A 24,785-nucleotide genomic window follows, 5' to 3' on the forward strand; every position below is an offset into this window, starting at 1 on the left:
GTGGGGGCACTCGGTCCCCCGGTCCGCTGCGCGAGCCCCCTCGGGGGGCTGCCCCCTGGCACGGGGGCGTGGGGGCCTTATTTCGCGGGCTCGTCCTTCTTGCCCTTGTTCTCCGGGATGTAGGGGCTCCAGGGCTGGGCCTTCACCGGGCCGGGGGTCTTCCACACCACGTTGAACTGGCCATCGCCCTTGACCTCGCCGATGAACACGCTCTTGTGCAGGTGGTGGTTCTTCTCGTCCATCTTGCTGGTGATGCCCGACGGTGCCTTGAAGGTCTGGCCGGCCATGGCGGCGATCACCTTGTCGGTGTCGGTGCTCTTGGCCTTGGTGACGGCCTGCGCCCACATGTTGATGCCGATGTAGGTGGCCTCCATCGGGTCGTTGGTGAGCGGCTTGTCCTTGTGGCCGGGGATGCCCTTGGCCTTGGCGTAGGCGGCCCACTTCTTGGTGAACTCGTCGTTGGCCGGGTTCTTGATGGACATGAAGTAGTTCCATGCCGCCAGGTGGCCCACGAGCGGCTTGGTGTCCACGCCGCGCAGCTCCTCCTCGCCCACCGAGAAGGCGACGACGGGCACGTCGGTGGCCTTCAGGCCCTGGTTGCCCAGCTCCTTGTAGAAGGGCACGTTGCTGTCGCCGTTGATGGTGGACACCACGGCGGTCTTCTTGCCCTCACCCGCGAACTTCTTGATCTTCGCGATGATGGTCTGGTAGTCGGCATGGCCGAAGGGGGTGTACTCCTCCATGATGTCGGCATCGGCCACGCCCTTGCTCTTGAGGAAGGCGCGCAGGATCTTGTTGGTGGTGCGCGGGTACACGTAGTCGGTGCCCAGCAGCACGAAGCGCTTGGCGCCGCCGCCGTCCTTGCTCATCAGGTACTCCACCGCGGGAATCGCCTGCTGATTGGGCGCGGCGCCCGTGTAGAACACGTTCTTGGAGAGCTCCTCGCCCTCGTACTGCACGGGGTAGAACAGCAGGCTGTTCGTCTCCTCGAACACCGGCAGCACGCTCTTGCGGCTCACGCTCGTCCAGCAGCCGAACACCACGGCCACCTTGTCCTGGGTGATGAGCTGCTTGGCCTTCTCGGCGAACAGCGGCCAGTTGGAGGCCGGGTCCACCACCACGGGCTCGAGCTTCTTGCCGAGCAGGCCGCCCTTGGCGTTGATCTCGTCGATGGCCATCAGCGCGGTGTCCTTGAGCACCGTCTCCGAGATGGCCATGGTGCCGGACAGCGAGTGCAGCACGCCCACCTTGATGGTGTCGGCCGCCTGGGCCGGCAACCCCCAGGCCAGGGCAGCGGCCGCAGCGGCCACGGAAGTCATCAGTCGGCCGGTGAACACGCGGCGGTTGGTCTTCATGGGAACGCCTCTCCTCACAAGGGCAATCAACAAGGGACACACACACAGACTCGGGCAGCACACGAAGGCTCGCGTGCCGTGGCGTCTTTCGCAGCTTCCGTGCCACATGTCGTCACACCCTGTGCCGCGGTGGGGCGTGCACCGCGCTGGCATCGCCCTTGCACTCATGCGGGGCACGATGAATCTCACCCCGCACGAAAAGGACAAGCTCCTGCTGTTCACCGCCGCGCTGCTGGCCGAGCGCCGGCGCGCGCGCGGGCTCCAGCTCAACCACCCCGAGGCCGTGGCGCTCATCAGCCTGGCCATCCTCGAAGGCGCCCGCGACGGCCGCACCGTGGCGCAGCTGATGGGCGACGGCAAGCGCGTGCTCACGCGCGAGGACGTGATGGAGGGCGTGCCCGAGATGATCCCGGAGATCCAGGTGGAGGCCACCTTCCCCGACGGCACCAAGCTGGTGACCGTGCACCAACCCATTGCCTGAGGAACCACCGCGATGCGTCGTCCTTCCCTTGTTCCGCTGCTTGGTCGCCTGGCCGTGCTGGCGGCGGCCACGCCGGCGCTGCCGGCTTACGCGCACGAAGGCCACGGCCTGGCGCTGCCGCACCTGCACAGCCATGAATGGATGGGCCTGGCGCTCGCCGCGGCGGTGGGCGCCGCGCTGTGGTGGTGGGTGCGCCGCGGCGGCGGCCGCTGACTCCGGAGCCGCGCATGGTTCCCGGTGAACTGCTGGTCGACGAAGGTGAGCACACGCTCAACGCGGGCCGCCGCACCTGCACGCTGGTGGTGGAGAACACCGGCGACCGGCCCATCCAGGTGGGCTCGCACTACCACTTCGCCGAGACCAACCCGGCGCTGCGCTTCGACCGCGCGGCCGCGCGCGGCATGCGGCTGAACATCGCCTCGGGCACGGCCGTGCGCTTCGAGCCCGGCCAGCAGCGCACGGTGGAGCTGGTGGACTACGCCGGCACGCGTGCGGTGTGGGGCTTTCGCGGCACCGTGATGGGCGCGCTGTGAGGAAAGGGCTGTGATGAAGATCGGGCGACGCGCCTATGCCGAGATGTTCGGCCCCACCACCGGCGACCGCGTGCGGCTGGCCGACACCTGCCTGGTCGTCGAAGTGGAGCGCGACTTCACCGTGCCGGGCGACGAGGTCAAGTTCGGCGGCGGCAAGACCATCCGCGACGGCATGGGCCAGTCGCAGGCGGTCAACGGCCCCAGGGCGGCCGAGGCCTGCGACTGCGTCATCACCAACGCGCTCATCGTCGACCACTGGGGCATCGTCAAGGCCGACATCGGCCTGAAGGGCAGCCGCATCGCCGCCATCGGCAAGGCCGGCAACCCCGACGTGCAGCCGGGCGTGGACATCGTCATCGGCCCGGGCACCGAGATCGTCGCCGCCGAGGGCCTGATCGTCACCCCGGGCACCGTGGACACGCACATCCACTTCATCTGCCCGCAGCAGATCGAGGTGGCGCTGATGAGCGGCACCACCACCATGCTGGGCGGCGGCACCGGCCCCGCCACGGGCACCTTCGCCACCACCTGCACGCCCGGCCCCGAGAACATCGAGCGCATGCTGCTGGCGGCCGAGGCGTTCCCCATGAACCTGGGCTTCATGGCCAAGGGCAATGCCAGCCGGCCCGAGGGCCTGCGCCAGCAGGTGCAGGCCGGCGCGGTGGGCATGAAGCTGCACGAGGACTGGGGCACCACGCCGGCGGCCATCGACTGCTGCCTCACGGTGGCCGAGGAGACCGACACGCAGGTAGCCATTCACACCGACACGCTCAACGAGTCGGGCTTCGTGGAGGACACCATCGCCGCCTTCAAGGGCCGCACCATCCACAGCTTCCACACCGAGGGCGCGGGCGGCGGCCATGCGCCCGACATCCTCAAGGTGGTGGGCGAGGCCAACGTGCTGCCCTCGTCCACCAACCCCACGCGGCCCTACACGGTGAACACCATCGACGAGCACCTGGACATGCTCATGGTGTGCCACCACCTCGATGCCGGCATCGCCGAGGACCTGGCCTTTGCGGAGAGCCGCATCCGCCGCGAGACCATCGCGGCCGAGGACATCCTGCACGACCTGGGCGCGATCAGCATGTTCAGCTCCGATTCGCAGGCCATGGGCCGGGTGGGCGAGGTGACGCTGCGCTGCTGGCAGACCGCGCACAAGATGCGCGAGCAGCGCGGCTGGCTGGCCCCGCCCTCCAGCGCGCTGATGCCCCCTTCCGTTCGGGCTGAGCCCGTCGAAGCCCTGCCGCCCCCTGCCGTTCAGGCTGAGCCTGTCGAAGCCCGGCCGCGCAACGACAACGTCCGCGTCAAGCGCTACATCGCCAAGCTGGGCATCAACCCGGCACTGGCGCAAGGCATCGCGCACGAGGTGGGCTCCATCGCCGTGGGCAAGTGGGCCGACCTGGTGTTCTGGCACCCGGCCTTCTTCGGCGTGAAGCCCAGCCTGGTGATGAAGGGCGGCTTCATCGCCGCCGCGCAGATGGGCGACGCGAACGCCAGCATCCCTACGCCGCAGCCGGTGCATGCGCGGCCCATGTTCGGCGCCTTCGGCGGCGCGCTGGCGCGCGGCTCGATCACCTTCGTGAGCCAGGCCGCCGAGGCGGCGGGCGTGGCGCAGCGGCTGGGGCTGCAGCGCGCGGTGTCGGCCGTGCGCGGCTGCCGCAGCGTGAAGAAGGCCGACATGGTGCACAACGGCTACACGCCGCACATGGCCGTGGACGCGCAGACCTACGCCGTGCAGGCCGACGGCCAGCTGCTCACCTGCGAGCCCGCCACCGTGCTGCCCATGGCGCAGCGCTACTTCCTGTTCTGAGCGCCCGCCCATGCTGATGATCGAGAAACTCCTGCCCGGCGGGCAGGGCGTGGCGGCGCCGCTGCGCGCGCGGGCGGCCCGCCTGTCGCTGGACTGGGACCGGCGCAGCAAGAGCCGCTTCGCCGCCACCGACAACCAGGGCCGCGCCCTCGGCGTGGTGCTGCCACGCGGCACGCAGCTGCGCGGCGGCGACGTGCTGGTGGCCGCCGACGGCTCGCTGGTGCTGGTGCAGGCCGCACCGCAGCCGGTGCTGCAGGTGCGCGCACCGGCCGGCCCGGACGCCGGCTTCCTGCTCATGCGCGCGGCCTACCACCTGGGCAACCGCCATGTGCCGCTGCAGCTCACGCCCGAGGTGCTGACGCTGGAGCCCGACCCCGTGCTGGCCGACATGCTGGCGCGCATGGGGCTGCAGGTGACGGCCACCGAGGCGCCGTTCGAGCCCGAGGGCGGCGCGTATGGCGGCGGCGGGGGGCATGGGCATGGCCACGACCACGCGCACGACCACGACCACGCGCACGACCACCCCCACGACCACCCGCACGGGCACCCCCATTGACCGTGGACACGCTCGCCCCCGACGCCCTGCTGCAACTGATGTGGCTGGCCTCGCCGGCCTTGCCCGTGGGCGCCTTCAGCTACTCGGAGGGCCTGGAGGCCGCGATCGACGCCGGCCTGGTGGTGGGCGAGGCCGGCGTCGCGCCATGGCTGCAGCAACAGCTGGAGCTGAGCCTGGCGCGCAGCGAGCTGCCGCTGGTGGCGGCCGCCCTGCGCGCCTGGCAGGCGCATGACGCCGCACGCATCCAGGCGCTCAACGCCTGGGCGCTGGCCAGCCGCGAGACGGCCGAGCTGCGGCTGCAGGCCGAGCAGATGGGCCGCTCCATGCGCGACTGGCTGCGCCAGCGCGCTCCCGACGACACGCGCGTGGACACGCTGGCCGCGCTGCAGCCCCCCGCCTGGGCCATCGCCTTCGCGTTGGCCGCCGCGGTGGCCGGCGCGCCCGAGCGGCCGGCGCTGCTGAGCTTCGGCTACGCCTGGGCCGAGGGCCTGGTGCAGGCGGCGGTGAAGGCCGTGCCGCTGGGCCAGAACGCCGGCCAGCGCCTGCTGCGCGGCGTGGTGGCGGCACTGCCGGCCGCCGTGGAGCGCGCGCTCGTCACCGGCGACGACGCCCGCGTCGCCTTCGCCCCCATGGCGGCGCTGCTCAGCGCCCGCCACGAGACCCAGTATTCCCGCCTGTTCCGGAGCTGACACCCGATGGACACCCCCCGCCGCACCAAGAAGCTGCCCGCGCTGCGCGTGGGCGTCGGAGGCCCCGTGGGCTCCGGCAAGACCACGCTCGTCGAGATGCTGTGCAAGACCATGCGCGAGCGCTGGGACCTGGTGGTCGTGACCAACGACATCTTCACCAAGGAAGACCAGCGCCTGCTCACCGTGGCCGGTGCGCTGGAGCCCGACCGCATCCTGGGCGTGGAGACCGGCGGCTGCCCGCACACGGCCATCCGCGAAGATGCCTCCATCAACCTGGAGGCGGTGGACCGCCTGCTCGCGCGCTACCCCGACGCCGACATCGTGTTCATCGAATCCGGCGGCGACAACCTGGCAGCCACCTTCAGCCCCGAGCTGTCGGACCTGACGATCTACGTGATCGACGTGGCCGGCGGCGAGAAGATCCCGCGCAAGGGCGGCCCGGGCATCACCAAGAGCGACCTGCTGGTGATCAACAAGACCGACCTGGCGCCCCATGTGGGCGCCGACCTGGCGGTGATGCGCCAGGACACCCTGCGCATGCGCGGCGAGCGGCCCTTCGTGATGACCAACCTGAAGACCGGCGAGGCGCTGGCCGAGGTGGTGCGCTTCATCGAGCGCGAGGGGCTGCTGCAGGCCGCGGGCTGACTCAGCCCAGCCGCTCGGCCGAGAGGTAGTCCACCAGAAAGGTGTCGAAGGGCAGGGTCTCGGCCAGCTCGATGCGGCGCTGCTCGTCCAGCGAGGCGGCGGCCTGCGCGGCCCAGCGGGCGGGGGCGTCCGCATCGGGCAGCGGGCGGGCGAGCGCGGCGTCGCGCGCCAGGGCCGAGCGGGCGTCGATGAAGGGCACGAACTCGCCGCCGTGCTCGGCCTGCATGTGGGCCAGCACGCGGGCCGACGGCAGGCTGGCCGGGTCCACCAGGGCCTGCTGGGCGGCGGCCACGGCGTCGCGGTGGGCGGTGCCACCGTGCACGGCGTCCAGCGCGCGGGCCAGCGGGCCGCATTGCTCGATGATCTCGGCGGCCCAGTCGACCAGCTTCACGTCGCGCCCGTCGCGCTCCAGCGTGAGGCCGGGCTCGCGGCCGCGTGCGGCGGTGAGGTGCTGGTTGCGGCCCAGCGCCCCGATTTCCTCGGGCGTGTCCGGCGGGCTGTCGGCCAGCAGGCAGTGCAGCAGGAAGACCTCGAGGAAGTGCGCGGTGGTGGCGCCGATGCCGAAAGTCTCGAAGGGGTCGAGGTCCATGCAGCGCACTTCCACGTACTCCACGCCGCGCTCGCGCAGCGCATGCAGCGGGCGCTCGCCGGTGCGGATGGTGCGCTTGGGCCGGATGGTGCCGTAGAACTCGTTCTCGATCTGCAGCAGGTGGGTGGACAGCTGCTTCCAGCTGCCGTCTGCCTCGCGCAGGCCGATGCGCTCGTAGGCGGGGTAGGGCTCGGTCAAGGCGGCCTGCAGGGACGCGCCGTAGCCCTCGAGGCCGTTGTAGCTCACGGCCAGGCGGCTTTGCGCGTCGCTCTGGTAGCCCAGGCGGCCCATGCGCAGCGAGGTGGCGTGCGGCAGCTGCAGCGTGCCGTTGCCCATGGGCAGCAGGCCGTGCGGCAGGCCGTCCACGAAGCTGCGGCACACGGCGGGCGAGGCACCGAACAGCCACAGCAGCAGGAAGCTCTGGCGGCGGAAGTTGCGGATCAGGCCGAAGTAGTCGTCGTTCGTCGCGCCCGGGATCGACCAGTTGTAGTGGATGCCCGAGATCGTCTGCATCTTGCGGCCGTAGCGGTGCGACAGCCCCATGCGGTAGACCGTCTTGGCGCGGCCCACGTTGGAGTGGCCGTACTGGCCGATGGGGATCTGCTCGTCCGCTGGCAGGCAGCTGGGCATGCTGCTCACCCACAGGCGCTCGTCGGGCTGCTCGGCCTGCAGCGCCAGGAACACGGCCTGGTGGATCTGGGCCAGCTCGTCGAGCATGCCGGGCACGCTGGCGTGCACGCCGGTGATGAGCTCGAGCTGGGACTCGCTGAAATCGGTGGTGATGCGCGGGTGCGTGAGCGCCGAGCCCAGCGCCAGCGGGTGCGGCGTGAGCGCCAGCGTGCCGCCGGGCAGCACGCGCAGGCTCTCCTTCTCCAGCCCGCGGCGGATGCCTCGCAGGCGGTCAGGGCCCAGCGCCTGCAGGCGCGTGGCGAGCAGGGATGCGGATGCACTCACGTTGTCGTCCATGTTCTTTTCAGGGTGCGCCATTGGAATGCGGCTCCATGTCCGGAGCGTGGCGTAGGGAATTGCCGCGCTGTGTTAGGCCGGGTGCCTGGCCGGGGCGGCGGCGTGGGCGGAGGCGGGGCGGGGCTCGGCCAGCGCGCGGGCGATGTGCTGGCGCCGCACGGTGGGCCTGGGCACGGGGCCGCGCAGCTCGGTGAACCAGGCGCGCACGTCCTCGTCCAGGCCGATGCCGTGCATGTAGTTGTAGATGGCCTTCTTCAGCCCGCGGCCCAGCGCGTCGTGGTCGGCGCCGGTGGGGTCCACGAAGCCCACGTCGTTCTTCGCGAAGCGGCCGGGCGGCAGCGGCAGCAGGCGGATGCCGTAGTCCTGCGGCCGCTGGCCCACGGGCGAGTGCACGGTGCAGGCGAAGCGGTGGAAGAAGCCGGAGTGGATGCAGCCGTTGGCGAAGAGCTGGCGCACGTATTCCAGCGCGTCCACCGTGTCCTGCACGGTCTGGGTGGGAAAGCCGTACATCAGGTAGGCGTGCACCAGCACACCGGCATCGGCGAAGCCCTTGGTGACGCGCGCCACCTGCTCCACCGACACGCCCTTCTTCATCAGCGACAGCAGCCGGTCGGAGGCCACCTCCAGCCCGCCGGAGATGGCGATGCAGCCGCTGTCGGCCAGCTGCTGCGCCAGCGCCGGGGTGAAGGTCTTCTCGAAGCGCACGTTGCCCCACCACGAGATGGCCACGCCGCGGCGTTCCAGCTCGTCGGCCAGGGCGCGCAGCGCCTTGGGCGGCGCGGCTTCGTCGACGAAGTGGAAGCCGGTCTGGCCGGTCTCGTCGACGATGCGCTCGATGCGGTCCACCAGCGTGGCGGCCGAGGCCGCCTCGTAGCGCGAGATGTAGTCCAGCGAGGTGTCGCAGAAGCTGCACTTCTTCCAGTAGCAGCCCTGCGCCACGGTGAGCTTGTTCCAGCGCCCGTCGCTCCACAGCCGGTTCATGGGGTTGAGCATGTCCAGCAGCGACAGGTAGCGGTCCAGCGGCAGGCCGTCCCAGGTCGGCGTGCCGGTCTCGTCGAAGGGAACGTCGGGCTCGGGCCAGTTCACCCAGCGCACTTGGCCGGCGTCGTCGCGCACGAAGGTGCGCACCAGGCGCTCGGCGCTGCGCCCGCCCTGCAGGTGGTCCAGCATCGCCAGCAGCGGGCGCTCGCCGGCGTCCAGCGTCACATGGTGGACGAAGTCGAACAGGCGCGGCTCGGCCAGCTCGCGCAGCTCGGTGTTCACGAAGCCGCCGCCCAGCACCACGGTGACCTCCGGCCAGCCGGCGCGGATGGTCTGCGCGATGCGCAGCGCGGCGTACACCGCGCCGGGGAAGGGCACGGAGAGCAGCACCACCTGGGGCTGGTGGACCTGCATGGCCTCGACGGTGAGGGCATGCAGGGTCTCGTCGATGAGGTGGCGCGGCGCGGCCAGCGCCTCGGCCAGCGGGTCGAAGTGCGGCTGGCTGGTGGCCAGCTGCTCGGCGTAGCGCACGAACTCGAAGCGCGGGTCCACCGCGTCGCGCAGCACGTCGGCCAGGTCGTTCAGGTACAGCGTGGCCAGGTGGCGCGCGCGGTCCTGCAGCCCCAGGGCGCCGAAGGCCCAGGCCAGCGGGTCGGCGTCGTCGGGGTAGAGCTCGTCGTAGACGCCGAGCGACGCGAAGCGCGGGCCCTCGGGCAGAAAGGCGCGCGTGGCGATGCGGTGGGCCAGGGTGGCGTCGCGGCCCTGCAGGAAGGCGATGACGCGCTCCACCGTGGCGGCGTAGGCGGGGTAGGCGGCCTCGAACTGGCGCGTGGCGGGTGTCTGGCGCGCGCTCGGCAGGGCCTGCACGCGCTCGCGCAGCGCCGCCAGCCCGGGGCGCGAGAGCAGGCGCAGCACCAGCGCGAGCGCCAGGTCGGCCTGGCGCGCGTCCACCCCGCGCGAGCGCAGGAAGCCGGTGAGGTAGGCGGTGGAGGGGTAGGGCGTGTTCAGCTGGGTCATCGGCGGGATGAGGCTCAGCACCCGCATTCCCGCCGGCGCACCGGCCATGCCCGCACCGCCCGCCATGTCAGTCACCGAACACGTCGCGGTAGGACGTCCACAGCGTGAGCAGGCTCACCGGCACCAGCAGCAGCCAGCCCAGCATGGCCGGCACGCTGGCGATGACGGACGCCACGAAGTAGAGGATGCCGTACAGCAGCATGGGCACGATGTTGCGCAGGCAGGCCTGGAAGCTCAGCTTCAGGGCCTCGATGGGGGCCGTGCCGCGCACCACCACGAGCGTGGGCGCGAACCAGAAGGCCATGGCCACCGGCACGCTCAGCGCCAGCACCAGCAGCAGGCCCACGGCGCCCATGCCGAGCGCGGCCAGCACGCCACCCGTGCTGCCCATCGCACCGCCCATGGCCATGCCGATGACCGAGCCGACGCCGAACATCCACATCACGGCCGTCATGGCCACGCCGGCGGCCAGGGCGATGCCGCCCAGCACCAGCAGCGGCGTCATCACCGGCTCCTTGAAGCCCAGCAGGATGTCGCCCGGCTCCAGCGTGCCGCCGCCCTGCAGCTTGCGGGTGGCCAGCACCCAGCCGCCCACCAGCCCGGGCAGCGCCAGCGGCAGCAGCAGCTGCCCCAGCAGCGGGATGACGCTCAGCAGGCCGAAGGCCACGATGAACAGCAGGCCGAGCACCAGCCACATGCCGGGCTGCTTCATGAACAGCGCCCAGGCGTCGGCCCACCAGGCCACGCCGCGGTCGGCGTTCACGCTGCGGGGGCCTTCGGTGGGCATGAGCGGGGTGGTCGAGCTGGCGTCCATGGGGGCCGTCCTCCTTCGGGCGGTGTCTGTGTGTGTGTGAAGCCCGCACGATAGCGGGTTTGCGGCCGGTACGGCCGCCGCACGGGCTCGCGAGGCGCCGCGGCTCAGGCGTCGAACAGGCCGGCCTGCACGCCGGCCGCGGGGCCGAGGCGGGCCCCTTCGGCTTGCAGCAGCCGCAGCTTGGCCGCCACGCCGCCGGGGCCGGAGAACCCGCCGGACGCACCGCCCGCCGCGAGGACGCGGTGGCAGGGCACCAGCGGAGCGAAGCGGTTGCGCGCCAGCGCCTGGCCCACGGCGCGTGCCACGCCCGGGCCGCCCAGCTCGGCCGCCAGCTCGCCGTAGGTGCGCGTGTGGCCGGGCGGGATGCGGCGCGTCAGCGCATACACCTGCCGGTGGAAGGCGGGCACGTCCTCGTCCGCCAGCGGCACGTCGTCGAGCGTGTCGGGTGCACCCTGCAGCGCGGCGGCCAGGCGGGTAAGCACCTGGACGATGGCCGCCGGGGGGGCGTCGACGGCCGCCAGCTCCGGGTAACGGGCGGCCATGCGGGCGCGGGTGAGCGCCTCGGGGTCGGCCATGCCCACCTCGGGCAGCTGGCCGCCCAGCACCGCGCCGCGCGCGTCCCACGCCAGCCCGCAGCAGCCCGCGGGGGTGGGGAAGAACGCGTAGCCCGGCGTCATGGGCTCACTGTCTCACTGCGGCACGAAGCCGGTGGACCGGATGATGCGTGACCACGTGGCCGTGTAGGCGCGTTCGCGCTGCCCCAGCTGCTCGCCCGTCATGTGGCCGACCGTGAGGCCCATCGCGGCCAGGCGCTCGCGCACGGGCGGGCGGGCCAGCACCCGGGCCAGGGCGGCAGAGAACTGGTCCAGCGCGGGTCGCGGCGTGCCGGCGGGTGCGAACACGCCGTAGTAGGGCACGTCCTCGAAGCCGGCCAGCCCGAGTTCGGCGAAGGTGGGCACGTCGGGCAGGGCGGCCTGGCGCTGGCTGCCCAGCACGGCCACCACGCGCAGCTTGCCGTGGCGGTGGTTCTCGATGAAGTCGGGGATGCTGCCCACGCCCGCGGCGATCTGGTTGCCCAGCATGTCGGCCATCATGGGCGCGCTGCCGCGGTAGGGGGCCGCCACCAGGTCGAGCTGGTACTTCTGGGCCACCAGCTTGACGAGGAACTCCGGCACCGAGGCCGGCGCAGGGATGCCCACCGCGCCCTTTCCGCCGCTGGCCGAGCGCACCCAGGCCACGTACTCGCCAAAGCCCTTGGCGGGCGTGCCGCCGGAGACGGCGAACGCGTTGACGAAGGTGGCGAAGCCGGCCACGGGGACGAAGTCGACCGCGGGGTCGAAACCGGGGGTCTTCACCACCTGCGGCAGGATGGAGATGGTGTGGTCATGGCTGAGGAACAGCGTGGTGCCGTCCGGTGCGCTGGCCTTGAGCGCCTGGGCCGCCAGCTGGCCGCCCGCGCCGGGCTTGTTCTCCACGATGACCGTGGCCCCGAGCTCGTCCTTCAGCTGCTCGGCCAGGATGCGGGCGATGGCATCGGTGCCGCCCCCGGCGGGAAAGCCCACCAGCAGCCGCAGCGTCTTGCCGGCCAGCGGCTGGGTGGCCGCCTGGGCGGCGGCCGGGCCGGCGGCCAGCAGGGTGGCGGCCCCGGTGGCCAGCGCCAGCGTGGCGGCCAGCAGGCGGCGGCGGGTGGGGGTGGGGCGCATGGGGCGCGTCGGGCGCGGGGTCATGGGGGGCTCTCCTCGGTGCAACCCCCTGAGCGTAACCCGCCAGGGGCACAATCGCGGCCCGGCGTGCGGCCCCTTGCCGCGTGCCCGCTGCCATGCCCTACCCCCAATACGACCGCGCCTCCAACCACCTGCCCCTGGACGACCAGGAGCTGCAGGACTTCGACGACCTGCTGGCGGCGCTGCCGGTGGACGGCGCCATGAACGTCGAGGGCGTGGACGGTTTCCTCACCGCCATGCTGCTGGCGCCGCCCGCGTGGCTGGACACCTGGCCCACCGCCGACTGGCTGCCCCAGGTCTGGGGCGGCGACGGACCGGACGGCCAGCCCTTTGCCAGCGGCCGCCAGCGCAAGCGCGCGGTTCTGCTGTCGCTGCGCCACCTGCGGGCGATCGACTGGGCGCTGCAGGAGCACGCCCGCCGCGGCGACGCCGCACAGGGCGCCTGGGAACCGCTGTTCAGCGTGGTCGAGCTGGAGGGCCAGCGCGGGCACGAGTGGATCGACGCGGCCGACTGGTGCGCCGGCTTCCTGCAGGCGGTGGACCTCGAACCCGCCGCCTGGGAGGCCTGGCGCAACGATGCCGAGCTGGCGCCGGTGCTGCGCACCATCGCGCTGCTGGGGGGTGACGAGGAGCCGGCCGTGGACAGCGAGGAGGCCCGCCGGCTGGCCGACCCCGAGGGCCGCGACGGCCTGGCACGGGAGGTGGCCGACGGGGTGCTCGAGATGTTCGCCCGGCGCCAGGCGGGCTGACGGCGGCCGCCGCCGGCCGCCCTCAGGCCCCGGCGGCCGTGCCCTGGCGAAGCACCAGCAGCAGGTTGTTCGCCGGCAGGGTGCGCGGGGGCTCCGGCGCGAAGCCGGCCAGCCGGGCCTGGTCGAGCACGTCGGCCAGCGGGCGCACGCCCCACGCCGCGTCGCGCCGGCGCAGGTCGGCATCGAACGCCAAGTTGCTCGCCGCGTCGCTGCCGTCTCCTTGCAGGAACGGCCCATACACCAGCAGCACCCCGCCGGGCCGCAGCACGCGTGCGGCGCCGGCCATCAGCGCCGGCGTGGCAGCCCAGGGAGAGATGTGCAGCAGGTTGGCGCAGAACACCGCGTCGTACGGCCCGCCGTGCCACGCGGCCGGCCACGCCTGCACATCGAGCGGCAGCGCGGGCCGCACCGAGGAACAGGTGGCCGTGCGCGCCCGGATCGCGGCCACCGCGCCCGGGTCGGCATCGGTGGGCTGCCAGTCCCAGCCGGGCTGGTGGGCCGCGACGTGCTCGGCGTGCTGGCCGGTGCCCGCGGCGATCTCCAGCACGCGCGCCCGCGCCGGCAGCAGGCCCTGCAGCTCGGCGAGGATGGGCCCGCGGTTGCGTTCGGCCGCGGGGCTGAAGGGCAGCGGGGCGTCGGTCATGGCGGCATTGTGGCGGGCCACGGCCGCGCCCCGCGCGGCCCGCTTCAGGGGGTGATGACGAGCGTGGGGTTGGGGAAGTACGCCGAGAAGTCGGTGTCGCTGTACATCATGTAGCGGAAGTTCCGGCCCGCGTCCTCGATGTACACGCTGTAGAGCATGTAGCGCCCGGGCGTGAGGTCGGCCCGGGCCTCGGCGCCGACACGGATCACGTTCGCCTCGCGGCCGAGCTCGGCCACCTGCCCGGGCAGCTCGAAGCGGTCCACGCAGTCGCCGAAGCGGTCGGGCAGGCAGAAGGTGAGGACGGCGCTGCTGGCGCCGGCCACGATGCCGTTGCCGGTGTCGGTGGTGTGCACGGCGGCGGCCAGGTAGGGCAGGCGGCCGGGCCAGCTGCCCGGGGGCGGCGTGCTCAGCGACACGCGCGGCGTCTGCACCGCGCCGCGCACCAGGCGCGGGGCCTCCTTGTCGTGCCCGGCGGGGTTGTGCACCGTGAAACTCGTGCGGCCCATCGCCGCGAGCATGTCGCGGTCGTAGATGCGCATGTTGTAGGCGTTGTCGGAGACGAACAGCGACTCCACCGTCCAGGTGCCGGGCTCGGTGTAGGCCGTGAACGGCACCGCCGCCACCGGCGAGCCGCCCACCGACACGCCGCCCGCGACGCGGCGCTGGCCCGTGGCGACGCCTTCCACGCGCTGCACCATCTGGCCGGAGGGGCCCACCAGCGTGACGATCCAGGTCTGCAGGCCCGACAGGTCGTCGCTCAGCGCCATGCGCACGGTGGCCGACGGCACGGGCGCGCGCGCATCCACGTCGCCCACCACGGTGAAGCGCTCCAGCACCGGCGGGGTCGCGTCGGTGTCGGCCAGGGCCTGGGGCAGGGCGGCCCGCTGGCGCGCCGCCTGCTGCCGGGCGGCCTGCAGGCGCTCGGCGGGCGTGCGTGCCATGGACGGCTCGGCGGCGGCCGCCGGCGGCGTGCTGAGGGCGGTGGCCAGGGCGGCGAGGGTGGTGGCCGTGCCGGCCGCCATGGCCAGGCGGCCAAGCACAAGGGTGCGCAGATGGATCACGGGGCCCTCCTTCGGGCGGTGCAGGGTCGAGGAAGGCCCCAGCTTAGGCCGCCGGCGAGGCGCCGTCCATCAGTCCTTGAAATATGCTGAGAATACTTGAAGGTCGAACGGCTATCCTGCTGCCATGGCAGTCAAGACCGAACTTCCCGGCGCCGACCGGCCCGCCGACCTGGCCCTGCGCCGACAGGCGGAGGCCGTGGGCGAGGCGCTGCAGCTGTCGGTGGCCGACATGCTGGACCGCCTGGCCGCCGCCGGCCGCCGCGACCAGAAGGCGCTCCAGGCCACGCTGCAGCTGAGCCAGTCGGTGGTGAGCCGGCTGATGTCCTCGGTGCGCCAGGGCGACCCGCTGGCGACGCTGGCGTCGATCCCGGGCCAGGAGGCCCTGCGCCAGATGCTGCGGGGTGCCAGCCGGGCCGGCGCCGGGCCGGACTGCGTGGCGCGTGTGCAGCAGGCCATCGACGACTATGAGGCCTTCGTCGACACGCAGGTGGGCGACCGCGCCACGCTGGACGCCGTGCTCAGCGACTGGGTGCACGAGTCGCGCGCCAGCTTCGAGCTGCGCCACAAGGCGGCGGCCTTCAAGGCCATGAGTGCCCTGCGCGGCGTGCAGGCCGACCTGGTGTTCACCACCGGCATCCTGCATCCCGGCGGCGAGCCGGGCCGGCTGGACTGCCTGGGCCTGGACGGCGTGCTGGGCTGCCGCCGCACCCGCCCGTCGGGCGTGCTGCACCTGTTCGGCTACACGCTCATGCCCGACCGGGAGGACGGCCAGGACCACCGCATCACCGGCCTGGCCGGTCAGCCCCTGCGCAGCATGGCCGACGTGCTGGTGCCGGCGTTCTCCACCGTGCCGCCCGAGGCGGTGCACACCGAGCGCCTGGGCGACGTGGTGCAGACCACCGTCGGCGGCCTGCCGCTCGGCCGCGTGCCGCTGCCCGGGGCCGACCTGGTCTGTGCCCAGCACCTGCACGGCATGCACCGGGCCTGGCGCGCCCCCGGCAGCTCGGCCACCACCGGCATCGGCGGCCAGGCCGAGCCGCCCACTGCGTGCTTCATCGTGGACGTGCTGCTGCACGAGGACGTGTGGCCCGGCGTGCAGCCCGAGCTGCAGGTGCTGGACACGGTGGTGCGCGGGGTGGCCCACCCGGACGACGCCTCGCGCCAGGCCGACCGCATCGACACGCTGGAGAGCGTGCAGTTCCTGGGCCGCGGCCCGGACAGCTTCCGCATGCCCGAGTACCCGCGCTACACCGAACTGGTGCGCCAGGCCTGCGAGACCGCCGCCTGGGACGCGGGCCGGCTGCGCGGCTACCGCTGCCGCGTGCGCTACCCGATCTACGGCGCGCAGATCGGGCTGGGCTTCCGCCTGCCCGACGCGCCCTGACGCGGCCGCGGCGTCGGCCCCCGGGCCGGCCTCAGGGGGCGATCGCCAGTCCCTGCCGCCACAGCGGCGCGGCCCGCTCGAAAGGCGAGGCCCCCGTGCCCGCGGCGGCCAGCGCCTGCGCGCCCGGCGCCAGCGCCAGCCAGGCCCGCGTGTCGTGGTGGCCGCCCGCCGGCTCCTGCGCCCGCTGCGCCAGCAGCCACGCGTGCAGCGCCGGGTAGGCCGGCGCGTGGTGCTCGGCCGTCCAGGCCAGGCCCACGAGGTCGCCATAGCCCTCCTCGCGGCGCGTCTCGCGCATTTCCCGCCAGGCCGGGCGCTGGGTGTCGCTGAGGCCACCCGGCTCGCTGGCATCGGCCGGCAGGAAGCCGGCCGGCACGCCGCGCCAGGCGCCGTCGAGCCAGCGCCGGCAATGGCCCAGCTCATGCGCCGCCATCAGCTCCAGCGCCGCGCCTTCCAGCCCCGGCGGCACGCCGGCCAGGGCCTCCTCGGCCAGCGGGTTGCCACGCAGTGAGAGCACCAGCTGGCAGCGGCCGTCCTCGAAGGCCAGCGCCATGGGCGCCAGGCCGGGCGCGTCCTGCGGCTGCACCACGATGTCCAGCGGCATGCGCTGGGCCTCGGCCCACGCGATCACCGGGGCGGCGCCACGCAGCCAGCGCGCCTCGGCCGGCGTCAGCCCGGGTTCGCCGGCGGCGGCCGCAGCGGCGGCGGCCAGGCAGGGCAGGGCGAAGGCAGTGGACACACGCATGGCAGCTCCCGGACAGGTGCCACGGCTTCGGCCGTCGCCCGGCCGGGTTGACGGCCCGCGCGTGCATCCGTCACGCGGCCAGAAAAAAGGCCCGCGTCGTGTGACGCGGGCCTTGTTTCTTGCGTGTGGTGCCGGTGAAGAGAGTCGAACTCCCGACCTTCGCATTACGAATGCGCTGCTCTACCAACTGAGCTACACCGGCGAAAGCGCGCATTCTAGCAGCAAGATCTGGCACGTCGATGCAGCGCCCGTGTGCGCCGGCTTGACCCCCGGCAGCCGGCCGGCCGGGCCGGCGCGGCACACTGGCCCGATGACCGCCGTCCTGCGCGCTGCCTTGCCCCTGCTGCTTGCCGCAGGGGCCGCTGCCCCCGTGACGGCGGCCGACGGCCCCGACCTGCACGCCTACTGGGACGACCGCTGCGCCGGCTGCCACGGCGACGCCGGCCCTTTCGCCCGGGCCACGCTGCGCGTGGTGGACGGCCGCCTGGCGGGGCCGCACCATGGCACGGCCGTGGACGATTTCCTGCGCACCCACCACCTCACCCCGGCCTTCCACGGCCCGGTTATCGCCATGCTCGCGGCGCAGGTGCAGACCCGGCCGGTCTACGCGGCCCGGTGTGCACGCTGTCATGGCCCGGCCGCCAGCCTGGTGCGGCAGGCACTGCGCTGGGACGGCCGGGAGTGGGTCGGCCGCGAGGGCGGCCAGCCCCTGCAGAGGCTGCTGGCCCGGCATGGCGGCGTGCCCGAGGCCGACGTGCCCGTGCTGGCCGGCACCCTGCGGCGCGTGGCCACCGAGGTGGGCCTGGCCACCGGCGCCATCGCACCCTGAGGGATGCCAATGGCACCGGCCTGCTCCTACACTCCCGCGCTTTCCCACCCACCACGAGAGGGCCTGCCATGTTCGGAAAGATCGCTGCGGATGCGCTGGGGCTGAGCGACATCGGCGTCATCGTGCCACCCGCCGACTACAACAAGGTCGACGCGGACGACTACCTCTTCCATGAGGACGGGGAGAAGATCTTCTTCCTCATCAAGTCGAAGAAGGACGAGTACTGCTTCACCAACCTGGGCGTGATCCACGTGGACGGCGATTCCGCCGTGTCGTCCAAGCGCTCCATCAAGCGCTACGACTTCAGCCGCGTGGCGGTGCACGGCGTGTCCATCGAGACGGCCGGCACGGTGGACCGCGACGTGGAGCTCAAGTTCGTGCTGGGCGACGTGCCGTTCAGCATCGACGTGAAGAAGAGCTTCATCGAGCCGCTGAAGGACATCTACAAGGCGCTCATCGCCATCGGCCGCCAGCAGCACAAGGACGAGGTGGCGCGCGAGAACGCGCTGCGCTGCCTGGGCGCGGCGGCGTCGGCCTTCAAGATCTCGCAGCCGGCTGGCGACGACGCGCTGCCGCGCCAGTTCAACGGCCTGCTGTCCGCCCTGAACGAGGCGATGCTGGTGACGCACACCACGCGCGACTACAGCGCCGTGTTCGACCGCTACATCCACGGCTGACGCCGCGGCGCCGGCGGCGCTCAGCCGCGGATGCGCCGCACCAGTGCGGTGGTGGAGTAGCCGTCCACGAAGGGCAGGGCGAGCGAGCGGCCGCCCCAGCCCTGCACCAGCGGCGTCTCGGCCAGGGCCGCCATGTCGTAGTCGCCCCCCTTCACGTACAGCCCGGGCTGCAGCCGGGCCAGCACGGCCAGCGGCGTGTCCTCCTCGAACACCACCACCGCGTCCACGCTTTCCAGGCCGGCCAGCAGGAAGGCGCGGTCCTGCTCCCGGTTCAACGGCCGGTCGGGGCCCTTGCCCAGGCGGCGCGCCGAGGCGTCGCTGTTCACCGCCACGATGAGCCGTTCTCCCAGTGCGCGCGCGGCGGCCAGGTAGGCCACGTGGCCGCGGTGCAGCACGTCGAACACGCCGTTGGTGAACACGGTGCCCGGCTGTCCGCGGAAGCGGGCCTCGGCCTCTTCCTGGCTGAGCAGCTTGCGGGCGGGGTCGAAGCGGTCGAAGCGGTCGGAAGGACCGGCAGGGGCGGGCGAGTCGGTGGCGGTGTCCATGCCCGCATTGTCGGCCGGGCCGCCGCCTTGCCTGGGAGCCCCCCATGACCGTGCTGGCCGGGATCGATTTCGACGCGCCCTCGCACGAGGTGGCGCAGGCGCTCATCGGGGTGGAGCTGCGCGTGGCGGGCGTGGGTGGCCTCATCGTCGAGACCGAGGCCTACGACCGCGACGACCCCGCCTCGCACAGCCACGGCGGCGTGACCGCACGCAACGCCGCCATGTTCGGCCCGCCGGCGCATGCCTACGTCTACCGCTCGTACGGCATCCACTGGTGCCTCAATGTCGTCTGCCGCGAGGCGGGGCATGGGGCCGGGGTGCTGATCCGCGCCCTGCAGCCCACCGTCGGCCTGGCCGCCATGCGCGAGCGCCGCGGCCTGGACGACGAGCGCCTGCTGTGCAGCGGCCCCGGCCGCGTGGGACAGGCGCTCGGCATCACCCGTGCGCTGGACGGCCGGCCGCTGGACGCGCCCCCCTTCGAGCTGCGGGCCCGGCCGGCCGGCAGCGTGCCGCCGGTGGCGGTGGGCGTGCGCATCGGCATCTCCAAGGCGGCCGACGTGCCCTGGCGCTTCGCCTGGGCGGGCTCTCGCTACCTCAGCCGGCCGCTGCGCTGAGGCGCGTGGCGCCCGCGAGTGCCCCCACGCCATGTGCGGCCGGGCCCGGGGGCGTACCGTTCGCGATCCATTCCCGGCCAGGCGCTTGTCCCATGACCAACAGCTTCGGTGCCCGCTCCCTCCTGCACGTCGGCGGCCGTGCGTACGAGATCTTCCGCCTGGATGCGCTGGAGCGCGAGGGCCATGCCGTGCAGCGGCTGCCGTACTCGTTGCGCATCCTGCTGGAGAACCTGCTGCGCCACGAGGACGGCGTCACCGTGACGGCGGACGACATCCGTGCCCTGGCCGGCTGGCAGCCCGGCGAGCCGCCGCAGCGCGAGATCGCCTTCACGCCGGCGCGTGTGCTGCTGCAGGATTTCACCGGCGTGCCCGCGGTGGTGGACCTGGCGGCCATGCGCGACGCCATGGCCGCGCTCGGCGGCGACCCGGCGCGCATCAACCCGCTGCAGCCGGTGGAGCTGGTGATCGACCACTCCATCCAGGTGGACCGCTTCGGCTCGGCCGAGGCCTTCGCACAGAACGAGGACCTGGACTACGCGCGCAACCGCGAGCGCTACGCCTTCCTCAAGTGGGGCCAGCAGGCCTTCGCCAACTTCAAGGTGGTGCCGCCCAACATGGGCATCTGCCACCAGGTGAACCTGGAGTTCCTGGCGCGTGTGGTGTTCGGCGCCGGGGACGACGGCGCGCGCGGACAGGACGGGCTGCCGCAGGCCTACCCCGACACGCTGGTGGGCACCGACTCGCACACGCCCATGGTCAACGGCCTTGGCGTGCTCGGATGGGGCGTGGGCGGCATCGAGGCCGAGGCCGCGATGCTGGGCCAGCCGGTGTCCATGCTGATTCCCGAGGTGGTGGGCGTGCGGCTGTCGGGCGAGCTGCGCGAAGGCGCCACCGCCACCGACCTGGTGCTCACCGTGACCGAGCTGCTGCGCCGGCACGGTGTGGTGGGGCGGTTCGTCGAATTCTTCGGCCCCGGCGTGGGCAGCCTGCCGCTGGCCGACCGCGCCACGCTGGGCAACATGGCGCCCGAGTACGGCGCCACCTGCGGCATCTTCCCGGTGGACGCGGTGACGCTGGACTACCTCCGCTTCACCGGGCGGCCGCCCGAGCAGGTCGCGCTGGTCGAGGCCTACATGAAGGCCCAGGGGCTGTTCCATGGCCCGGACAGCCCCGAGCCGGTGTTCTCCAGCACCCTGTCGCTGGCGCTGGAGACGGTGCAGCCCAGCGTGGCGGGGCCGCGGCGGCCGCAGGACCGGCTGCCGCTGTCGCACACCCGCGCGGTGTTCCGCGATGCGCTGCCCTCGTTGCGCCCGGCCGGCGCCGCGCCGGGCACGGCCGCCGCGGCGGCGCCGGTGACGCCGCTGAAGGACGCCGCCATCGCCACCCCGCCCGGCCAGAAGGACGTGGGCGTGTGGGGCGAGGGCCGGGCCCAGCCCGAGCCGGCCTCGGCCACGCCCGAGTGGGCGGAGTCCCTGTCCGACGGCGCGGTGGTGATCGCGGCCATCACCAGCTGCACCAACACCAGCAACCCGTCGGTGATGCTGGCCGCCGGCCTGCTGGCACGCAAGGCGGTGGCGCTGGGCCTGCAGCGCCAGCCCTGGGTGAAGACCTCGCTGGCCCCCGGCTCCCGCGTGGTGACCGCCTATTTCGAGCGCGCCGGGTTGACGCCGGCCCTGGACGCACTGGGCTTCCAGACGGTGGGCTACGGCTGCACCACCTGCATCGGCAACTCGGGCCCGCTGCCTGAGACCGTGTCGGCCGCCGTCCAGCGCCGCGGGCTGGTGGTGGCCTCGGTGCTGTCCGGCAACCGCAATTTCGAGGGCCGCATCCACTCCGAGGTGCGCGCCAATTTCCTCATGTCACCGCCCCTGGTGGTGGCCTTCGCCCTGGCCGGGCGCATCGACATCGACCTGGAGACCGAGCCGCTCGGCACGGGCGCCGACGGGCGCGAGGTGTTCCTGCGCGACCTGTGGCCCAGCCGGGCCGAGGTGCAGGAGGCGCTCGCCCAGGCGCTGCAGCCGCAGATGTACCGCGACATCTACGGCCGGGCCTACGACGGCGACGAGCGCTGGCGCGCCCTGCCGGCGCCCGGTGGCGACCGCTTCGCCTGGGACGAGGGGTCCACCTATGTGCGGCGGCCGCCGTACTTCGACGGCATGTCGGCCGAGGTGCCGCAGGAGGCGCCGGCGCTGCGCGGCGCCCGGGCCATCGCCGTGCTGGGTGACAGCATCACCACCGACCACATCTCGCCGGCCGGCAGCATCCGCCGCGATGCGCCGGCGGGTCGGCTGCTGCAGTCGCTGGGCGTCTCGCCGGTGGACTTCAACTCCTACGGGGCGCGGCGTGGCAACCACGAGGTGATGGTGCGCGGCACCTTCGCCAACGGGCGCATCCGCAACCGGCTCACCCCCGGTGTGGAAGGCGGCGTGACCCGCCACCTGCCCACCGGCGAGCTCATGTCCATCTACGACGCCGCCGCCCGCTACCAGGCCGAGGGCACCCCGCTGGTGGTGCTGGCGGGGCTGGAGTACGGCTCCGGCTCTAGCCGCGACTGGGCGGCCAAGGGCCCGGCGCTGCAGGGGATCCGCGCGGTCATCGCCGAGGGCTACGAGCGCATCCACCGCTCCAACCTGGTGGGCATGGGCATCGTGCCGCTGCAGCTGATGACCGGCGAGACCATCGCCTCGCTCGGCCTCACCGGTGAAGAGCACTTCGATGTGGTGGGCTTGGCGGACCTGCTGCGCACCGGGTTCGCCCACGGGCGGGTCGTGCAGGTGCGGGCCACCGGCGCCGACGGCACGGTGACGGCGTTCAGCGCGCTGGTGCGCATCGACACGCCGCAGGAGGTGCTGTACCACCGGCATGGCGGCATCCTGCCCTACGTGCTGCGGCAGCTGCTGGGCCGGCGCGACCGGCCGGTGCCCGTGGCGGCCGAAGCCGCCACCGCCGCGCCACCGCCGCCCACGCGCACGGCGGCCGACCGGCAGGTGGACACGCACTCCGAGCAGTCCTTCCCCGCCAGCGACCCGCCGTCGCACTGAGACGGGTCGGACGACCGGCGCCGCGGGCAGGCCGCGGGGCCGGCCGCGACGCTCAGGCGGCGCGCGGCGTGGTGCTCATGCGCTGGCATTCCTCCGCACAGCGGCGGCAGGCCTCGGCGCACGCCTGGCAGTGGTCGTGCGCGTGGCGCGCACATTCGTCGCCGCAGCGCCCGCACAGCGTGGCGCACAGGGCGCAGATGGCCGCGGCGTTCTCGCTGCCCCGCGCCATGGCCGCGGCCGCCAGCTCGCACAGCGCGGCGCAATCCAGGTCGAGCGCGATGCAGCGCGCCATCTTCTTCGGGTTGTCCTCCTGCAGGCAGGCGGCGGCGCAATGGTGGCAGGCGGCGGCACAGGCCTGGCAGGCGGCGATGCAGTCGGCAAAGGTGTCGTGGGCCATCGGGCGCTCCGTGTCGTGTGGGGGATGCGCCGGGGGCGGGCAGATCGCGTTCCCGGCCCGGGTGCGACAAACTGCCCACCGTGGCCTGCGGCCGACGCGCCGGCAGCCGGCACACTCGCGGGCAGTGTTGTAACGCCCGGTGTCCGTGATTCCTCGTCCTGCTGTTCCCGGCCCGCGCCGCGCCGTGCGTGCCGTGCCCGCCCTGGCGCTCGCTGCCGCGCTCGCCGGCTGCACCACCCCGCCGGCGCCGCCGCCTGCCGGGGCGGCCGACTGGCAGCCGGTGCTGCTGCCGGGCAAGCGCGCCACCGTCTACCAGTGGGTCGAGAAGGACGGCCGGCGGGCGGTGCTGGCGCAATCGGACCGCTCGGCCAGCATGTGGCGCCAGCGGGTCAGGCCGCCGCTGCAGGCGGCGCGCGAGCTGCAGTTCTCGTGGTGGCTGCCCGAGCTCAATGCGGCCGCGCGCGTGGCCGAGGCCGAGCGGGGCGACGCCTCGGTGCGCGTGCTGCTGGGATTCGGGGGCGATGTGTCCGCCCTGCCGCTGCGCACCCGCATGCTGTTCGACCTGGCGCAGGCGCTCACCGGCGAGGCCCCGCCCTACGCCACGCTGGCCTACGTGTGGGACCCGGTGCTGCCCGTGGGCAGCGTGGTGCCCGATCCGCGCACCGACCGCATCCGCAAGATCGTGGTGGAGTCCGGCGCCGAGGGCCTGCGCCGCTGGCGCGACCACCGGCGCGACCTGGCGGCCGACTTCGAGCGCGCGTTCGGCGAGAAGCCCGGCCCGCTGCTGCATGTGGCGCTGATGACCGACAGCGACAACACGGGCACCACGGCCCGGGCGTGGTACGGGCCGGTGGAGCTGCGCTGAGGGCGCAGGCCCCGACCGGCCCGGTGCACCGAGGCGGCGGCCTCAGCGCGCGGCGGTGTCCGCCTCCAGGTGGTAGCCGGTGACCCGCTGCACCTCGTTCTTCGAGCCCAGCACCACGCTCACGCGCTCGTGCAGCTTGCCCGGCTGGATGTCCATGATGCGCTCGCGCCCGTTGGTGGACATGCCGCCGGCCTGCTCCACCAGGAAGGACATCGGGTTGGCCTCGTACATCAGGCGCAGCTTGCCGGGCTTGTCCGGCTCGCGCTTGTCCCACGGGTACATGAAGATGCCGCCGCGGGTGAGGATGCGGTGCACGTCCGCCACCATGCTGGCCACCCAGCGCATGTTGAAGTCCTTGCCGCGCGCGCCTTCCTTGCCCGCCAGGCACTCGTCGATGTAGCGCTTCACCGGGGCGTCCCAGTGGCGCATGTTCGACATGTTGATGGCGAACTCCTTGGTGTCCTCGGGGATGGTCACGTTCTCGGCGGTGAGCACCCACGAGCCCTGCTCGCGGTCGAGCGTGAACATGGCCACGCCCCGGCCCACGGTGAGCACCAGCGTGGTCTGCGGGCCGTACACGCAGTAGCCGGCAGCGGCCTGGCGGCGGCCGGGCTGCAGGAAGTCCTGCTCGCTCACGCCCGGGTGGTTGTCCACCTTGCGCAGCACCGAGAAGATGGTGCCGATCGACACGTTCACGTCGATGTTGGACGAGCCGTCGAGCGGGTCGAACAGCAGCAGGTACTCGCCCTGCGGGTAGCGGTTGGGCACCAGGTGGATGGAGTCCATCTCCTCGGACGCCATGGCCGCCAGGTGGCCGCCCCACTCGTTGGCCTCCACCAGCACCTCGTTGGCGATGATGTCCAGCTTCTTCTGCACCTCGCCCTGCACGTTCTCGCTGCCGGCCGAGCCGAGCACCTCGCCCAGCGCGCCCTTGTTGACGCTGATGGCGATGCGCTTGCAGGCGCGGGCGACCACCTCGATCAGCAGGCGCAGCTGGCCGGGGATGTGGCCGTGCTCGCGCTGCTGCTCGACGAGGTACTGGGTGAGGCTGATGCGTTGTGCCATGCGGAAGGCT

General features: G+C 73.1%; 26 protein-coding genes and 1 tRNA gene. 14 read left to right on the forward strand and 13 right to left on the reverse strand.

Annotation, left to right across the window (positions count from 1 at the left end):
- Window positions 1–77: 77 nt before the first annotated feature.
- On the reverse strand, window positions 78–1,355 hold the full coding sequence (gene urtA / locus ACE3UN_RS13155) for an urea ABC transporter substrate-binding protein (protein ID WP_374675413.1): 1,278 nt from the start codon (window positions 1,353–1,355) through the stop codon (window positions 78–80).
- Between the two features lie 178 nt (window positions 1,356–1,533).
- Between urtA and ACE3UN_RS13160 the strand changes: the two genes are divergently transcribed.
- Genes ACE3UN_RS13160 through ureG form a run of 7 tightly spaced genes read left to right on the forward strand, consistent with a single transcriptional unit; the run spans window position 1,534 to window position 6,072 of the window.
- Complete coding sequence (locus tag ACE3UN_RS13160; protein ID WP_374675414.1) at window positions 1,534–1,836, forward strand: urease subunit gamma; 303 nt, start codon at window positions 1,534–1,536, stop codon at window positions 1,834–1,836.
- A gap of 12 nt (window positions 1,837–1,848) precedes the next feature.
- Window positions 1,849–2,049: a hypothetical protein gene (locus ACE3UN_RS13165; RefSeq protein ID WP_374675415.1), complete on the forward strand. Its 201-nt coding sequence runs from the start codon at window positions 1,849–1,851 to the stop codon at window positions 2,047–2,049.
- A 14-nt stretch (window positions 2,050–2,063) separates the two neighbouring features.
- Window positions 2,064–2,369: an urease subunit beta gene (locus tag ACE3UN_RS13170; RefSeq protein ID WP_374675416.1), complete on the forward strand. Its 306-nt coding sequence runs from the start codon at window positions 2,064–2,066 to the stop codon at window positions 2,367–2,369.
- 10 nt (window positions 2,370–2,379) lie between these two features.
- Window positions 2,380–4,182, forward strand: a complete 1,803-nt coding sequence (locus tag ACE3UN_RS13175; protein ID WP_374675417.1) for an urease subunit alpha — start codon at window positions 2,380–2,382, stop codon at window positions 4,180–4,182.
- A 10-nt stretch (window positions 4,183–4,192) separates the two neighbouring features.
- Complete coding sequence (gene ureE, locus ACE3UN_RS13180; protein ID WP_374675418.1) at window positions 4,193–4,738, forward strand: urease accessory protein UreE; 546 nt, start codon at window positions 4,193–4,195, stop codon at window positions 4,736–4,738.
- On the forward strand, window positions 4,735–5,427 hold the full coding sequence (locus ACE3UN_RS13185; protein WP_374675419.1) for an urease accessory protein UreF: 693 nt from the start codon (window positions 4,735–4,737) through the stop codon (window positions 5,425–5,427). The genes ureE and ACE3UN_RS13185 overlap by 4 nt, the downstream gene beginning before the upstream one ends.
- 6 nt (window positions 5,428–5,433) lie before the next feature.
- Entirely contained in the window at window positions 5,434–6,072 is a 639-nt protein-coding gene (gene ureG / locus ACE3UN_RS13190; protein WP_374675420.1) for an urease accessory protein UreG, read from the forward strand.
- 1 nt (window position 6,073) lies between these two features.
- Here ureG and gshA read toward each other — a convergent pair whose 3' ends face one another.
- From gshA to ACE3UN_RS13215, 5 genes are all read right to left on the reverse strand, one after another.
- Entirely contained in the window at window positions 6,074–7,648 is a 1,575-nt protein-coding gene (gene gshA, locus ACE3UN_RS13195) for a glutamate--cysteine ligase (protein WP_374675421.1), read from the reverse strand.
- Between the two features lie 51 nt (window positions 7,649–7,699).
- A complete protein-coding gene (locus tag ACE3UN_RS13200; protein ID WP_374675422.1) occupies window positions 7,700–9,625 on the reverse strand; it encodes a radical SAM protein in 1,926 nt (641 codons plus the stop codon).
- A 67-nt stretch (window positions 9,626–9,692) separates the two neighbouring features.
- A complete protein-coding gene (locus tag ACE3UN_RS13205; RefSeq protein ID WP_374675423.1) occupies window positions 9,693–10,439 on the reverse strand; it encodes a BPSS1780 family membrane protein in 747 nt (248 codons plus the stop codon).
- 104 nt (window positions 10,440–10,543) lie between these two features.
- Complete coding sequence (locus ACE3UN_RS13210) at window positions 10,544–11,116, reverse strand: methylated-DNA--[protein]-cysteine S-methyltransferase (RefSeq protein ID WP_374675424.1); 573 nt, start codon at window positions 11,114–11,116, stop codon at window positions 10,544–10,546.
- Between the two features lie 12 nt (window positions 11,117–11,128).
- Entirely contained in the window at window positions 11,129–12,166 is a 1,038-nt protein-coding gene (locus tag ACE3UN_RS13215) for a Bug family tripartite tricarboxylate transporter substrate binding protein (RefSeq protein WP_374675425.1), read from the reverse strand.
- 92 nt (window positions 12,167–12,258) lie between these two features.
- Here ACE3UN_RS13215 and ACE3UN_RS13220 point away from each other — a divergent pair, with 92 nt between their 5' ends.
- A complete protein-coding gene (locus ACE3UN_RS13220; protein ID WP_374675426.1) occupies window positions 12,259–12,912 on the forward strand; it encodes a UPF0149 family protein in 654 nt (217 codons plus the stop codon).
- Window positions 12,913–12,934: 22 nt separating this feature from the next.
- On the opposite strand, the gene ACE3UN_RS13225 is transcribed toward ACE3UN_RS13220, so the two are convergent.
- Both ACE3UN_RS13225 and ACE3UN_RS13230 read right to left on the reverse strand, forming a co-directional pair.
- Window positions 12,935–13,555, reverse strand: a complete 621-nt coding sequence (locus ACE3UN_RS13225; protein WP_374675427.1) for a DUF938 domain-containing protein — start codon at window positions 13,553–13,555, stop codon at window positions 12,935–12,937.
- A gap of 44 nt (window positions 13,556–13,599) precedes the next feature.
- Window positions 13,600–14,616: a hypothetical protein gene (locus ACE3UN_RS13230; RefSeq protein ID WP_374675428.1), complete on the reverse strand. Its 1,017-nt coding sequence runs from the start codon at window positions 14,614–14,616 to the stop codon at window positions 13,600–13,602.
- A 124-nt stretch (window positions 14,617–14,740) separates the two neighbouring features.
- Between ACE3UN_RS13230 and ACE3UN_RS13235 the strand changes: the two genes are divergently transcribed.
- Complete coding sequence (locus ACE3UN_RS13235) at window positions 14,741–16,000, forward strand: hypothetical protein (RefSeq protein ID WP_374675429.1); 1,260 nt, start codon at window positions 14,741–14,743, stop codon at window positions 15,998–16,000.
- Window positions 16,001–16,031: 31 nt separating this feature from the next.
- Here the strand turns inward: ACE3UN_RS13235 and ACE3UN_RS13240 are convergent, their stop codons facing one another.
- Both ACE3UN_RS13240 and ACE3UN_RS13245 read right to left on the reverse strand, forming a co-directional pair.
- The gene (locus tag ACE3UN_RS13240) at window positions 16,032–16,742 is read right to left on the reverse strand and encodes a hypothetical protein (protein ID WP_374675430.1); all 711 of its coding nucleotides are present in this window, start codon (window positions 16,740–16,742) and stop codon (window positions 16,032–16,034) included.
- A gap of 126 nt (window positions 16,743–16,868) precedes the next feature.
- A tRNA-Thr gene (locus ACE3UN_RS13245) sits at window positions 16,869–16,944 on the reverse strand.
- A gap of 108 nt (window positions 16,945–17,052) precedes the next feature.
- On the opposite strand from ACE3UN_RS13245, the gene ACE3UN_RS13250 reads away from it, so the two are divergent.
- Together ACE3UN_RS13250 and ACE3UN_RS13255 are read left to right on the forward strand one after the other, a co-directional pair.
- Window positions 17,053–17,571 (forward strand): hypothetical protein, encoded by a 519-nt coding sequence (locus ACE3UN_RS13250; protein WP_374675431.1) that lies wholly within the window; start codon window positions 17,053–17,055, stop codon window positions 17,569–17,571.
- Window positions 17,572–17,639: 68 nt separating this feature from the next.
- Window positions 17,640–18,248 carry a PH domain-containing protein gene (locus ACE3UN_RS13255; RefSeq protein WP_374675432.1) on the forward strand — a complete coding sequence of 203 codons (609 nt, stop codon included), beginning with the start codon at window positions 17,640–17,642 and terminating at the stop codon, window positions 18,246–18,248.
- A 20-nt stretch (window positions 18,249–18,268) separates the two neighbouring features.
- On the opposite strand, the gene ACE3UN_RS13260 is transcribed toward ACE3UN_RS13255, so the two are convergent.
- Window positions 18,269–18,793: an adenylyltransferase/cytidyltransferase family protein gene (locus tag ACE3UN_RS13260; RefSeq protein ID WP_374675433.1), complete on the reverse strand. Its 525-nt coding sequence runs from the start codon at window positions 18,791–18,793 to the stop codon at window positions 18,269–18,271.
- A 44-nt stretch (window positions 18,794–18,837) separates the two neighbouring features.
- On the opposite strand from ACE3UN_RS13260, the gene ACE3UN_RS13265 reads away from it, so the two are divergent.
- On the forward strand, window positions 18,838–19,407 hold the full coding sequence (locus ACE3UN_RS13265) for a DNA-3-methyladenine glycosylase (RefSeq protein ID WP_374675434.1): 570 nt from the start codon (window positions 18,838–18,840) through the stop codon (window positions 19,405–19,407).
- 92 nt (window positions 19,408–19,499) lie between these two features.
- Complete coding sequence (gene acnA / locus ACE3UN_RS13270) at window positions 19,500–22,448, forward strand: aconitate hydratase AcnA (RefSeq protein ID WP_374675435.1); 2,949 nt, start codon at window positions 19,500–19,502, stop codon at window positions 22,446–22,448.
- Between the two features lie 52 nt (window positions 22,449–22,500).
- Here the strand turns inward: acnA and ACE3UN_RS13275 are convergent, their stop codons facing one another.
- Window positions 22,501–22,845 carry a four-helix bundle copper-binding protein gene (locus ACE3UN_RS13275; RefSeq protein ID WP_374675436.1) on the reverse strand — a complete coding sequence of 115 codons (345 nt, stop codon included), beginning with the start codon at window positions 22,843–22,845 and terminating at the stop codon, window positions 22,501–22,503.
- 184 nt (window positions 22,846–23,029) lie between these two features.
- Here ACE3UN_RS13275 and ACE3UN_RS13280 point away from each other — a divergent pair, with 184 nt between their 5' ends.
- Window positions 23,030–23,710: a DUF3047 domain-containing protein gene (locus tag ACE3UN_RS13280; protein ID WP_374675437.1), complete on the forward strand. Its 681-nt coding sequence runs from the start codon at window positions 23,030–23,032 to the stop codon at window positions 23,708–23,710.
- Window positions 23,711–23,752: 42 nt separating this feature from the next.
- Here ACE3UN_RS13280 and ACE3UN_RS13285 read toward each other — a convergent pair whose 3' ends face one another.
- Window positions 23,753–24,775: a class 1 fructose-bisphosphatase gene (locus ACE3UN_RS13285; protein WP_374675438.1), complete on the reverse strand. Its 1,023-nt coding sequence runs from the start codon at window positions 24,773–24,775 to the stop codon at window positions 23,753–23,755.
- Between the last annotated feature and the right edge of the window lie 10 nt (window positions 24,776–24,785).

It is taken from the genome of Ideonella sp. (genome assembly GCF_041918995.1).
Classification (GTDB): domain Bacteria; phylum Pseudomonadota; class Gammaproteobacteria; order Burkholderiales; family Burkholderiaceae_C; genus Ideonella.